The organism is Bradyrhizobium sp. BR 1432 (assembly GCF_051547705.1).
Classification (GTDB): domain Bacteria; phylum Pseudomonadota; class Alphaproteobacteria; order Rhizobiales; family Xanthobacteraceae; genus Bradyrhizobium; species Bradyrhizobium zhanjiangense.
The window spans coordinates 7,855,167-7,867,433 of record NZ_JBPUGF010000003.1 but is presented as its reverse complement, the minus strand read 5'-3'; the positions used below and the strand labels follow the sequence as shown (position 1 = coordinate 7,867,433).

8 protein-coding genes and 3 pseudogenes are annotated in these 12,267 nt (G+C 63.3%); 6 read left to right on the top strand and 5 right to left on the bottom strand.

Annotated features, from left to right (window positions below; all coding sequences use genetic code 11):
- The first annotated feature begins 348 nt into the window (after nt 1–348).
- From amrS to ACSKB8_RS38175, 4 genes and pseudogenes are all read left to right on the top strand, one after another.
- On the top strand, nt 349–1,449 hold the full coding sequence (gene amrS / locus ACSKB8_RS38190; protein WP_438109611.1) for an AmmeMemoRadiSam system radical SAM enzyme: 1,101 nt from the start codon (nt 349–351) through the stop codon (nt 1,447–1,449).
- Nucleotides 1,446–1,877 (top strand): Mth938-like domain-containing protein, encoded by a 432-nt coding sequence (locus tag ACSKB8_RS38185; protein WP_438109610.1) that lies wholly within the window; start codon nt 1,446–1,448, stop codon nt 1,875–1,877. The genes amrS and ACSKB8_RS38185 overlap by 4 nt, the downstream gene beginning before the upstream one ends.
- Nucleotides 1,878–2,060: 183 nt before the next feature.
- On the top strand, nt 2,061–2,936 hold the full coding sequence (locus tag ACSKB8_RS38180) for an aldo/keto reductase (RefSeq protein ID WP_438109609.1): 876 nt from the start codon (nt 2,061–2,063) through the stop codon (nt 2,934–2,936).
- A gap of 535 nt (nt 2,937–3,471) precedes the next feature.
- Nucleotides 3,472–4,447 (top strand): annotated as a pseudogene (locus tag ACSKB8_RS38175) (magnesium transporter CorA family protein).
- A 41-nt stretch (nt 4,448–4,488) separates the two neighbouring features.
- Here ACSKB8_RS38175 and ACSKB8_RS38170 read toward each other — a convergent pair.
- Complete coding sequence (locus ACSKB8_RS38170; protein WP_438109608.1) at nt 4,489–5,115, bottom strand: alpha/beta hydrolase; 627 nt, start codon at nt 5,113–5,115, stop codon at nt 4,489–4,491.
- Nucleotides 5,112–6,049 (bottom strand): annotated as a pseudogene (locus ACSKB8_RS38165) (ring-cleaving dioxygenase). Before ACSKB8_RS38165 ends, ACSKB8_RS38170 begins: the two are co-directional and overlap by 4 nt.
- 129 nt (nt 6,050–6,178) lie before the next feature.
- Here ACSKB8_RS38165 and ACSKB8_RS38160 point away from each other — a divergent pair.
- Together ACSKB8_RS38160 and ACSKB8_RS38155 are read left to right on the top strand one after the other, a co-directional pair.
- Entirely contained in the window at nt 6,179–7,105 is a 927-nt protein-coding gene (locus ACSKB8_RS38160; protein WP_438109607.1) for a LysR substrate-binding domain-containing protein, read from the top strand.
- 212 nt (nt 7,106–7,317) lie between these two features.
- Nucleotides 7,318–7,794, top strand: a complete 477-nt coding sequence (locus tag ACSKB8_RS38155; protein WP_370988683.1) for a hypothetical protein — start codon at nt 7,318–7,320, stop codon at nt 7,792–7,794.
- A gap of 207 nt (nt 7,795–8,001) precedes the next feature.
- Here ACSKB8_RS38155 and ACSKB8_RS38150 read toward each other — a convergent pair whose 3' ends face one another.
- The 3 genes and pseudogenes from ACSKB8_RS38150 to ACSKB8_RS38140 all read right to left on the bottom strand — a co-directional run bounded on the left by ACSKB8_RS38150 (nt 8,002) and on the right by ACSKB8_RS38140 (nt 12,159).
- On the bottom strand, nt 8,002–8,169 hold the full coding sequence (locus ACSKB8_RS38150; protein WP_438109606.1) for a hypothetical protein: 168 nt from the start codon (nt 8,167–8,169) through the stop codon (nt 8,002–8,004).
- Nucleotides 8,170–8,434: 265 nt separating this feature from the next.
- Nucleotides 8,435–11,128: pseudogene (locus ACSKB8_RS38145) on the bottom strand (ATP-binding protein).
- Nucleotides 11,125–12,159 carry an ABC transporter substrate-binding protein gene (locus ACSKB8_RS38140; RefSeq protein WP_438109605.1) on the bottom strand — a complete coding sequence of 345 codons (1,035 nt, stop codon included), beginning with the start codon at nt 12,157–12,159 and terminating at the stop codon, nt 11,125–11,127. Before ACSKB8_RS38140 ends, ACSKB8_RS38145 begins: the two are co-directional and overlap by 4 nt.
- Between the last annotated feature and the right edge of the window lie 108 nt (nt 12,160–12,267).

Below are 12,267 nucleotides of genomic sequence, written 5' to 3'. Positions count from 1 at the left end.
CGCTTGAGCGGCACCCTTAGCGTTGCCGATACTAACCTGCTGCACACCAAAGCGGGCATTAACGTCTGATGTTGGCCCCAAGCAGCGGTTAGGGGATGTCCGCTATTCCGCCGCTGTCAGGGGAGAAGCAGACATCCGGTAAACTGGCCAAAAGCGACGCGATTGACCCAACTGCGACATCGGCGCCGTATTTTGGCGCGCCGCAACGGTTCGGCTTACCATCTCCGCCCATCAGGCATAAAATGAGCCGACGTCCGCGAGCGTTCGTGCCTGGCCAGACATCGTGGCAGCTCGGACGCCCGTTGGCAAAGATCTGAGGTTTGCTCAGCGATCCACAGGACGAATGCTGTGACCGAACCCGAGCGTTTGGAAGGCGTTCCTGGCCGCTACTGGCACCGGCTCGAAGACGGGCGCATCCAGTGCGACATCTGCCCGCGCTATTGCAGGCTCAACGAAGGCCAGCGCGGCCTGTGCTTCGTGCGTGGCCGGCAGGATGACCGGATCGTGCTCACGACCTACGGCCGCTCCTCGGGTTTCTGTGTCGATCCAATAGAGAAGAAGCCACTGAACCACTATCTGCCCGGAACTCCCGTGCTGTCGTTTGGTACTGCCGGGTGCAACCTGACGTGCAAATTCTGCCAGAACTGGGACATCTCCAAAGCGCGAGCGCTCGACCGGCTCCAGGACGCAGCCTCGCCGGAAGATATTGTCGAGGCCGCGATTGCCACGGGCTCACGCTCCATCGCCTACACCTATAACGACCCCGTCGTCTTCCTCGAATATGCCGTGGACGTTGCAAGGGAGGCGCGCCGGCGCGGGATCAAGAACGTGGCGGTCACAGCGGGCTACATTGACGCGGCGGCGCGGGAGGAGCTCTACACTTTCATGGACGCCGCCAATGTCGACCTCAAGGCGTTCACCGAGGCATTCTACAAACGGCTGTGCACCGGCCATCTCGGCGCCGTCCTCGAGACGCTCGAGTATCTGAAGTACGGGACGAATGTCTGGTTCGAAATCACAACGCTGCTGATCCCGGGTCACAATGACAGCCCGGACGAGGTGAAAAAGCTGAGCGAATGGGTGATGACAAGGCTGGGACCTGACGTGCCCTTACATTTCACCGCCTTCCACCCTGACTACAAGATGCTGGATCTACCCCAGACGCCGGCCTTCACGCTGACGACCGCTCGCGATATCGCGCGCAAGGTGGGACTGCATTTCGTCTACACCGGGAATGTCCATGACGAGAGAGGCCAAAGCACGTACTGTCCGAGCTGTGGTGAGCGGATCATCGGTCGAGATTGGTATGACATCACGACTTGGCGGCTCACAGGCGACGGCCGCTGCGGTGTTTGCTCCACCGCAATCCCCGGCTTGTTCGAGGCACGCCCCGGCAGCTGGGGGCAGCGGCGCGTCCCGATCCGGATCGGCAGACTGGAACGTTCTTGAGTGAGGATGATGCCGGCGTCGAGGCGCCTCAATACTGCGTGTTGGAGCAGGATTCTGATCAGGAGGCCACGATGAAGATTGACAACACCATATTTGGCGCGATCACGATTGATGGAAAGACTTATGAGCACGACGTCGTCGTTCGCCTTTCCGGCGAAATTGTGAAGCGGAAAAAGAAGCTATCAAAGAAGCTGTATGGTACCTCGCACGTGCTTTCAAAAGATGAGGCAAAATTTCTCTTCGAGAAGGGGTGCGACCAGGTCGTCATCGGCTCGGGTCAGATGGGCAACGTACACCTATCACCGGAAGCTGAAGCCTATTTCGAAAGAAAGGGCTGCGAGGTCGTGTTGAAGCCGACACCCGAGGCAATCCGGATGTTCAACCGCTCACGCGCAAAGAGAATCGGACTCTTCCATGTAACCTGTTGAAAGAAATGCTCGGTCAAGCTGTTCCGTTGATAGTGGCAGACCAGCCTGATCCGGCTTGCGTCGTCCTGATACGGACGTAGCCGCGGAAGATGATGCGGCCGTAGTCGACGGCGTACCTTGAAACGCCCGCGTCATCACACTATAGCCAGCCAACGGCGCTGTCGCTCTGTGAGAGGTCCAGCGATGCCGGCAGATCATGATACGCGCCATGGTACGCGCCCTTTGGGTCGAACCGGCATCGATGTGCTGCCCTTGGGCATCGGCACGAACAAATGGCAGCGTGCCGATCGTGGGGCCGTGTTGGAAACATACAGGACCATTCATGATGCCGGCCCGTGCATGATCGACACGGCTGAGATCTATTTCTCGGAGCGCGTTGTGGGGGACTGCTTGCGCGCCGGTCCCACCCGCGCGGTGATAGCATCGAAATTCCTTCCCTTTCCGGGCCGAACCTCTCCGCGCCGCCTGATGAGCGCGCTTGACGGTTCACTCGCGCGCCTGGGCCTCGAGACAATCGATCTCTACTATGTTCACTATCCGCTGCCCTTGATCGACGTGGGAGTGTTCGCCGAAGGTTTGGTCGAAGCGGTGAAGTCCGGCAAGGCACGCGCGGTCGGCGTGGCAAATTTCAATGCGGACCAGATGCGACGCATCGCCGATCACCTCGCAAGGGCAGGCGTTCCGCTCGCCGCCAATCAGGTCAGCTACAGCCTGCTCCGACGAGCAGCGGAAACAAATGGCGTGCTCGAAGCTTGCCGTGAGCTCGATGTGGCACTCGTAGCATATTTTCCGCTTGCGTCCGGCCGCCTCACGCAGCCGTCGGACAGCATGGACACGAAAGCGCTGCAGACGTGTCTCGCCGATATTGCCGGCGCGCACGACGCCAGCATCAGCCAGGTCGCCCTGAACTGGCTGTTGGCGCGCGACAGTCACGTGATTCCCATCCCCGGCGCGACCAAGCCTCATCACGCCAGGGCCAATCTCGATGCACTCGGTTGGCGCTTGAGTGAGGCCGATTTCGATGCGATCGACCGAGCCTCAGCAAAGCGTAGAACATGAATCCGGCGCCTTTCGTCCCTCGGACCCGATGCGAGCATCGTGTTACGCCCTGTCGGAAGTGCAACAAATACGCCGCTCTTTCTACGGCCGCACGCTTCGTTGCAGGAAGGAAGCCGTATCAGCGATCGATTTGTCGCGAATCGCCGCGTCAAATCCCATCGAGTAGCCGGGCGCGGCGGCGAGGCAGGCACGAAAGGCGGAAGGGTCGAAGGGCTTCGCCTCGCCGTCGATGAGTAAAGCCGGCCCGCTTCGGACCGAGCAGGAGGTACGGACATTTTTTCATGCTGACTAAGTCCGGACCAGCCGGATGTCCGCCCCCCTTTGTCGAGTTATTTGGAAGGATAACTTTTCTCGATACTACCAAAGCGTGTGTGGCAAAATGAAGAAGTAAACCGAAAAGCCGGACTGTCCAGGCCAATGAGGAGGGCGCTGCCGCCGCAAGGACATTGAACGTTTGGAACCCTCATGCGTTAGCCGGGCGGATGACGGCCGGATGCGGCATCCGGCATGACGATGCGGCCACGGAGTTCGGTTCTTGCTCAAGCTGTACAGATGGCCATCCGACGATTGGCAGAGCATCGGCGCGGAAATGCCCTCGGAGGTCATCTGGGCTGATCTCTTGAACGCGACTGAAGAGGAAAAGCAGTTCGTCGAACGGCTGCTCAGGATATGTATTCCGTCCAAGGAGTCCCTCAGCGCGATCGAGGCGTCGAGCCGGCTGATCCTCGACCACGGTACCCTCTATCTCAGCTCGCCGGCGGTCCGGCTCTCCGAGGACAACGAGGCGGAGATCACGCCGGTGGGATTTCGTCATCGGCCCGCGCGTGCTGGTGACGGTGCGCTTCGCCGAGCTGCCGATCTTCGATGACGTCGGCAAGCGCATCGGCTCCGACGACAGCCTGGAGAACGGCATGTGCGTGTTCACCAGCCTGCTCGAAGCCATGATCGAGCGTGGCGCCGATGTTCTCGAGCATCTCGGCGGCAAGGTCGACAGGCTCTCGCGGGGCGTCTTCAAGGGCGGGCTGATTCGCACCCAACGGCCGGTGCGCTCCAGCCGGAGGATGCGCGAGGCCCTGGAAAACATCGGCGAGCTGGCCGATCGGCTGGCCAAGGCGCGCGACGTCCTGCTCGGCGTCGGCCGCATCGCCTCGTTTGCCGGCGATGTCGGCAGCGAATGGATCAAGGCCGCGTCGAAGAAGCGCCTCGAGGCGGTGTCGAAGGACGTCGTTTCGCTCAGTGACTACGAGACGCGACTGTCCGACAAGATCCAGCTGCTGCTCGATGCGGTGCTCGGCTTCGTCAACATCCAGCAGAACGAGCTGTTCAAGATCCTGACGATCGTGTCCGTCGTCGGCGTGCCGCCGACCATCCTGGTCGGCATCTGGGGCATGAACTTCAGGCACATACCCGAGCTGGACTGGATCTTCGGCTATCCGCTGGCCTGGCTCGCGATCATTGCCAGTGGCGTGCTGCCGCTGATCTGGTTCAAGCGGCGCGGCTGGTTCGATTGAAGCGGCGGCGCACCGTTTGAAAACGATGCGCCGTTGTTTGATCATGCTGCCTTGGCGTCGATGTTGCCGATCCAGTCGCGGGCCAGCGTCACGTCGGCTTGCGACAATCGATGGCCTGCCGGCAGGACCTTGTGCGTCACGCTCGCACCTGCTTGCGAGAGCAGAGCCGCGAGATGGGCTGAATTGCTCGCCGGCACGATCGGATCGGCCTGTCCCGAGAGGAGCAGAACGGGCTTGCCGCCAAGCGCGGCCTTGGGAGGATCCGACAGTGGCACCATGGCGCGCAACAGGATCGCGCCTGCCAGCACCTCCGGCTTCAGCAGCAACAGCGCTGCGGCGATGTTGGCACCGTTGGAGAAGCCGACCGCGACGGGCGCCGCGATGCTGTAACGTTGCCGCGCCTCCGTGACGAAGTCGCCGAGTTCGTTCGCGCGGCGGCGCAAATCGTCCTCGTCGAACACGCCCTCGGCGAGGCGGCGGAAGAAGCGCGGCATGCCGTGTTCGAGCACGCGGCCGCGCGGCGAGAGCAGGGCGGAGCCGGGCGAGATCATGCGGCCGAGGCCGAGCAGGTCGTTCTCGTCGCCGCCGGTGCCGTGCAGCAGCAGCAGAGGAGGGGAGCCCGCGTTGGCCGCGGGCTCAAAGCGATGGATGAATGCACTTTCGGTCATGACACGGTCTCTTCCAGGTTCGGCAGCACGCCCTCGATCTGCTTGCGGTGTTGTTCGAGGAAGCTCGGCAGCTTCAGGTCGCGTCCCAAGGTCGCGACGGGTTCGTCGACGGCAAAGCCGGGGATGTCGGTCGCGATCTCGAACAGCACGCCGCCGGGTTCGCGGAAGTAGATCGAGCGGAAGTAGTTGCGGTCCCTCTGCTCGGTCGGGTGCAGGCCGTGATTGTTCACGAGCCTCTCGGCCATCTTGCCCTGCTCGGCGTCGTCGGCTGCACGGAAGGCGATGTGATGGACAGAGCCGCCGCCCTGATGCCCGCGCAAAAAGCCCTTGGCTTCGTAGATGTCGACGACGCTGCCTTCGGCATCGCCCGGCGCCTTGAAGCGGATCACCGAGCCCTCGCGTCCGGTCTCCTTGAAGCCGAGCACGTCGGTGAGAACCGCGGCTGTCTTCGCCGCGCTGTCGAGCAGCAGCGTCACGCCGTGGAAGCCGCGGATCGCATGCTCGGCCGGCACCTCGCCATTGCTCCAGCCGGGTTCGTTCTCGGCACCGGGGATGCCAACCAGCGCGAGCGCCATGCCATCAGGGTCGGTGAACGGCAGCACGGACTCGCCAAACCGCTTCTCCAGCGCCTCGTAACGAATGCCCTTCTCGGTAAAGCGCTGCGTCCAATACCCAAGCGAGCGCTGCGGCACCCGGAAGGCGGTCTGATGGGTTTCGCCGACGCCGCGACGGCCTGCCGAACGCCCGCCCATGGGAAGAAGGTCAGGATGGTTCCGGGCCGGCCGGTCTCGTCGCCATAATAGAAGTGGTAGGTGCCGGGATCGTCGAAATTGACCGTCTTCTTGACGAAGCGCAGGCCGAGGTCCCGGGTGTAAAAGCCAAAATTGCGGATGGGGTCGCCGGCGATCGCGGTGACATGGTGCAGTCCAGACATTGTCGTCCTCCAAAATTCGGGGAGCGGTCTTGCTCTGGCCGGAAATATCGTTCCGCTTTGGATTGGGGACAATCCATGCAAATATGACGGCTATGTCTATGATTTGGAAACAATCGCTGGGGCCGGCTCTTGGATAAGCTCGGCAGCCTCCGGGCCTTCGTAAAAGTGGTCGAGAGCGGCAGCTTTGCCGAAGCCGGCCGGCAGTTGCGGCTGTCGCGCTCGGCGATCAGCAAATACATCGCCGACCTCGAGGAGAGCCTCGGCGTCCAGCTTCTGAACCGGACCACGCGGCACGCGAGCCCGACCGAGAATGGCCAGCGCTATTTCGAGCGCGCGGTCGTGATCCTCTCGGAGATCGAGGCTGCCGACCAGGCGGTGACGCAGGCTCAATCGGCTCCGCGGGGGCTGCTCCGCGTCAACGCGCCGATGTCGTTCGGCACCATGCGGTTAGGTCCCGTGCTTGCCGATTTCATGGCGCGCTATCCCGAGCTTCAGCTCCAGATCGTGCTCAGCGACGATCTGCTCGATCCCGTCCAGGACGGCTTCGATGTCACTTTGCGGATCGCGGAGCTGGAATCCTCCAGCCTGATCGCGCGCAAGATCATGCCGATCGCGCGCATGATCTGCGCTTCGCCGGATTATCTTGCGCGTCACGGCACGCCAAAGCATCCGCAGGATCTGCGCGAGCACGCCTCGCTGACCTACGGTTTCCTGCTCACCGGCAATCAGTGGAAGCTGACCGGCGCGGACGGCGATCACTGGATCCAGCCGGCCTGGTCGCTCTGCGTCAACAACGCCGAGGTGCTGCGCGACGTTGCGATCAAGGGCAGGGGGCTCGCGCTGCTGCCCGAGTTCGTCGCCGTCGATGCCTTGCGGAAGGGGGAGCTGCAGACGGTGCTGGACAATTATTTCGCGCCGCCACTCGCGCTCTATGCGGTCTATCCGCCGACGCGGCATTTGTCGGTGAAGGTGCGGCTGTTCATCGATTTTCTGGTCGAACGTTTTGGCCGCGACGAGAACGAAGCCGGCGGACGCAGACGTGCGGAGGCTAGGTGACCGGATACCATTATACCGTGACGGAAAGCTGAACTTTCTTCCGATCGCTGGGGACTCATACTTGCGTCCCGACTTCGCGCTTAGGACCAGAGAGCGTCAGCCGCTGCCGGGGCGTCGCCGAGGGCTCTCTTCGTGCCGCTGCGAATAGCGGCGGCATGATGTGTAGCTCGCCGGCCTTCTCGACTTGATTTCAACAAGCGCAGGAGGAGCCCATGCGGAAGTCTCTCACCTTTTTCCTTTCTGGCGTGGCATTGACCGTCGCGGCGTCAACCGCCGTAGCCGGCGAGCGGGTGCTCGAGTTCAAGCTGGTCACAAAGCCGATCGACCTCAAGGTCATAGAGGCCGCAAACGTCGAAGGACAGACGGTTGTGTCCGGTAAATTCTTTGGAGTCGCCGTCTTCAGCGATGGCCGTATCGGCGTGAAGGAGTTCGTCAACACTTCGGATTTGCTCAAAGGGTCGGGCCCCTTCTTCGGCTATAGCACTTACACGTTCGAGGAAGGCTCGATTACCGCGCGCTACACCGGCTCGGCCAAAGACGGCAAATCAACGGGCGAGTACACGATCCTGTCGGGCACAGGTGCTTATGCGAACGCCACGGGTACGGGAACAATCGAAAGCGCGCCGAACCCATTCAAAGGCGTCAACCTGCTCAACATAAAGCTCGTCGTTAAAACGCCCGGCTCATGACAGCGCAATGTTCACAGGCCCCACACGAAGGATGTTGATCCCTTGTGCGGCGTGTTGGCCCGGCCGGCGGCACCTTGCCGGCCGGGCAACCTGCTGAAGGACCAACTGGAATCGTAAGATTGATCTAGCTTGGCCAGCTGACCGTACCATCGTCAGCGGTGCGCGCCCGGGACTCGCAGAGGTCAATGTGCAATTCAGCTGTCGTGGTCAACGGATGCGGTCGCCCCACTGATCCTGATCGTAGGCCTGCAGGATGCGGACAAAATCGGCCATGCTGGATCGATCTCGATTTTCGGCCACAGCCGCAACCTGAGTATCGGAAGCGGGCTGGCTCCCTTGCCAAAACCGCACGAGGAGATCGGCGATGTTTCTCATGGCGTACTCTCTGCAGCCAACTGTGACAGTAGACATCAAGTACTGGAGCGGCATCGCGCCGTTCGATCAGGAGAAAGGCCGGCGGGCGTTACGCCGCCGGACTTGTCCTGCAACTGCCGGCTCGCGGGGCCGGTTCCGTTGCTTTTCACTCTGCGTTCATAGCTAGCACGACGTAGTTGGTTGTCGCCATTGTGCGCGGGTATGACGTGACCATACTGAGGTAGGGTCAGATTGATGACTCGGGATCAGTCGACCCGGGGGTCGGCTAGCTCCCCGAATGCTGCTCGGCCGGCCGGAGCAGATCGTTCAGCGCGCGCATCGACGCCTCTCGAAGCGCGGCGAGTTCGCGGGCAGCGTCCTCGCACTCGGGCAGGGACATTGAGGGCGCCGCCAGCTCGACGTCGCGGCAGTGCTCGAACAGGCGAACGAGTCCGAGCGCGCCGGCGGCACTGCCGAGTTGATGCGCGGATCGCGCCAGCCGCTTGGAATCGCCGGCCGTCGCTGCTCTGTCTATGTCCTCGATCAGCTTTGCGCTCGTCGTTTCCAGCAAGTGGTGGAGCTTTTCGATTTGCGCCGGGCCCAAAAGTTCTTTCTGGTCGTCGAGAAATGCCGATCGATCAACGCGCCGGCCGCAAGCTGTGTTGCGGTCGTCTCCAGCGCCGGATCATCCTCGATCGCCTCGCGCAGCGCGTTGATCAGGATCGGCTTGCTGACGACCTTGGCGATGTCGGCGCCGGCGAGCCGTTCGCGGGCGCTGCTGGACACGTCGGCGGTCACGGCGATGATGCGCGGCATCTTCGGCAGACCGAGCTTGCCGATCCGCGACGCCGCCTCCACGCCGTCCATGTCGGGCATGTGCAGGTCCATCAGGATGACGTCGAACGCCTGATCGCGGGCGAGTGCGACGGCCGAGGCGCCGTTCGTGGCGATCATGGGGCTATGGCCGAGCCGGTTCAGCATGGCTTCGCCGACCTCGCAATTGACGGGATCGTCGTCGACCAGCAGCACGCGGAGCTGGTGCGACGGCGGCGGCAGTGCGCCCGGCGCGCCGCCGTTTCCGGCGAGGCCAATCGGCACTTCAAGCGTGAAAGTGCTGCCCGCGCCCGGCGCGCTCTCAACCGTCAGCTCGCCGCGCATCAGGCGGGTGAGGCGCCGCGCGATCGCAAGGCCGAGGCCGGTGCCGCCGAACCGCCGCGCGATGCTGTCGTCGGCCTGGACGAAATCCTCAAAAATCCGCTCGTGCAGGCCGCGCGCGATGCCGATGCCGGTGTCGCGAACGGCAATACGCAGCAGGACATGATCGTCGCGCCGCTCGGCCGCCGCGCTCAAGCCGATCCCGCCGCTTGCCGTGAACTTGATCGCGTTGCCGATCAGATTGAGCAGGATGCGATTGAGCCTGACAGGATCGCCGTGCACGGACGTGTTGACCGTCGCATGGCAGGCGAGGTCGAAGGTCAGCCCCTTGTCGAAGGCCTGCGGACGCATCAGGTCGGCGGCGGCCTCGATGAGCTGGTCGAGACGGAAGTCGCGCGTCTCCAGCATTTCGGTAGCGGCCTCCAGGCGGGCATATTCCAGCACGGCGTCGACCAGCGCGATCAGCGTTTCGCCTGACGCCGCCGCAGTGGCGAGGTGGCGGCATTGCACCTCGCTGAGGCTGCCGTCGTCCAGCAATTGCAGCACGCCCATGACGCCGTTCAGCGGCGTGCGCAGCTCGTGGCTGACGACGGCAAGGAAGCGCGACTTGGTCTCGTTGGCCGCCACCGCCGCGCTGCGCGCGCGTTCGGCGGCATCGTGCTCGGCAAGAGCATGGTCGCGTGCCTTTTCGAGCTCGGAGGTGCGCTCGATCACCTTGCGCTCGAGCGTCGCGTAGGATTCGCGCAAGTGCGCGGCCATACGGTTGAACTGGTCGCCGAGCGCTTCGAGCTCGTCACCGGTCTTGATCGCGAGCCGCTGGCCGAGATCGCCGCTGCCGATCCGCCGCGCGCCCTGCGTCAGGATCTGGATCGGCACGCTCATGCGCCGGCTGAGCCACAGCGACACGAGGACTGCGAAGGCCAGCAGGATGACCAGGAGAAACGTCGAGCGGCCGATCGAAGCGTAGATCGGCGCGTAGGCTTCGGTGAGCGGCAGCTCGACGAACACCAGCCAGCCGAGCGAGGGTACCGTCGCATAGGTCGACAGCACGCGTTGGCCGGACAGATCCTCCTTGACCAGGCCGCCCGAGGGTGGGCCGACGCCGTCGAGCGCAGCACGGACATCGGCGTGGCCGGAGAGATCACTGCGCTGCAGCGCCCGCCACAGGTCAGGATGCGCGATCAACACACCCATGCGGTCGACCACATAGGCTTTGCCGGTGTTGCCGACCCTGATCCCGGCGACGAGATCCCAGATGAAGCGCAGATTGACCTCGGCAACGATCACGTCGGGAGCGCGGCCGGTGCCGCGCGTCGCGAGCGTCATGAACGGCTCGGTATCGCCGAAGAAGTAGACGGGTCCGTAATAGGCCCGGCTTTCAATGGCGCCGCGGAAGGCGGGCGAAGCGGAGAGGTCGTCCTTGCTGCCGATCCTGTCGGCGACGCGGCGCGATACGCGCACCTGCTCGCGGCCCTGCGAGATCGAGCTCGGCGATTTCCGCGATCGCAGGCGAGAGACGCAGGAGACGGATGGCGTTCAGCCGCTCGTCCTCGTTGGTCGACAGCTCCGGGGGCAGGCGCGAGAGCCATCTGATCTGGCTCTCGATCTGGCCGATGAACTGGCCGATCTGAATGGCCGCGGATGCCGCCTGCTCGCGCTGGGTTGCCGCCAGCAGCTGCTTCTGCTCGCGATAGGAGAACCAGACGTCGAAGCCGGTGTTGATGGCAAGCGCGGCAAAGGCGAGGGCGACGATCGAGTAGAGATATTTTCTGAACAGCCGGCCGGGAGGCGTCCGCAACTGTCCCTGGTCGACCGCCTCGTTCACTCGCGGATCTCGTCGGCGCGGGCGAGCAGCGTGAATGGTATCGTCAGTCCCAGTGTGCGGGCGACCGTGCGGTTGATCAGCAGCTCGTATTTCCGCGGCGATTGCACCGGCAGATCGCCGGCCTTGGTGCCGCGCAGGATGAGATCGACATAATCGGCCGAGCGCACTTCGAGTGTCGGCCCGTAGCTCATCAGCCCGCCCGCATCCATGAAATAATGGAACGGATAGATCGTGGGCACGCGATGGTTCGCCGCCGCCGTGACGACCGCTTTCCGGTTCACCACGAGAAAGCTGTCAACGAGCGCAACCATCGCCGCCTTGGGCGGGTCGGAAAAACGCCTGATGGTGTCATCGATCTCCGCCGGTGCGTTGACGGGCGCGGGGATCGCGGATACGCCGGACGCCGCGGCTTCCTGCTCGATCGATTCGAGGAAGAAACGCCCGCCGCGCGGGGTGGTCGCCGGGTTGAACAGGATGCCGACACGCGCGACATCAGGCACGGCCTCGCGGATCAGCTGAAGCCATTTGCCGCCCATCTCGGCGGTGCTGTTGGTAAAGCCGGTGACGTTGCCGCCGGGGTGCGCGAGGCTTTCGACGAAGCCGTTGCCGACGGGATCGTTGGCGGTGGCGAAAACGATCGGAATGGTCTTGGTGGCTGCAAAGACGGCCGCGGTTTCGATCGTCGAGCCGGTCAGGATCACGTCCGGCTTGAGGTCGAGCAGCTCCTGAACCGCCGTCTCCAGTCTGTCCGGTGCGCCGAAGGTCGAGCGGACCTCGAGGCGGAAGTTGACGCCTTCGACCCAGCCTCGCTGTCTCAAGCCGACGATGAGGCCGCCCAGGCGGGATGTCGCGGCGTCGATCATACTCCGTCTGGTCAGCTCTTCGTCGAGCGGCAATGCGGTCAGCGAGGCGACAATTCGCATGCGATCCGACGTCGCGCCGAGCGCGAGCCATCCCGCGGCGGTCGCGCCGGCAAGGCGAATGAAGCCGCGGCGGTCGACCTCCACTGAAACGAAAGACCGCTCGGTCATGGAATTCGTTGCACGATGGCTTTGTCCCGAGCTTGATGCTTAGCGCGAAAGCCCGGTGCCCACAATTGATGAAAAGCGCATGTGAACGGTCATTCGCAAGCTTCGGAG

What these genes read in the sequence shown, in the direction of transcription:
- ACSKB8_RS38180 (WP_438109609.1), top strand. Translation starts at nt 2,061, where the DNA reads ATGCCGGCAGATCATGATACGCGCCATGGTACGCGCCCTTTGGGTCGA.
- ACSKB8_RS38170 (WP_438109608.1), bottom strand. Translation starts at nt 5,115, where the DNA reads ATGACCGAAAGTGCATTCATCCATCGCTTTGAGCCCGCGGCCAACGCG.
- ACSKB8_RS38155 (WP_370988683.1), top strand. Translation starts at nt 7,318, where the DNA reads ATGCGGAAGTCTCTCACCTTTTTCCTTTCTGGCGTGGCATTGACCGTC.
- ACSKB8_RS38150 (WP_438109606.1), bottom strand. Translation starts at nt 8,169, where the DNA reads ATGAGAAACATCGCCGATCTCCTCGTGCGGTTTTGGCAAGGGAGCCAG.
- ACSKB8_RS38140 (WP_438109605.1), bottom strand. Translation starts at nt 12,159, where the DNA reads ATGACCGAGCGGTCTTTCGTTTCAGTGGAGGTCGACCGCCGCGGCTTC.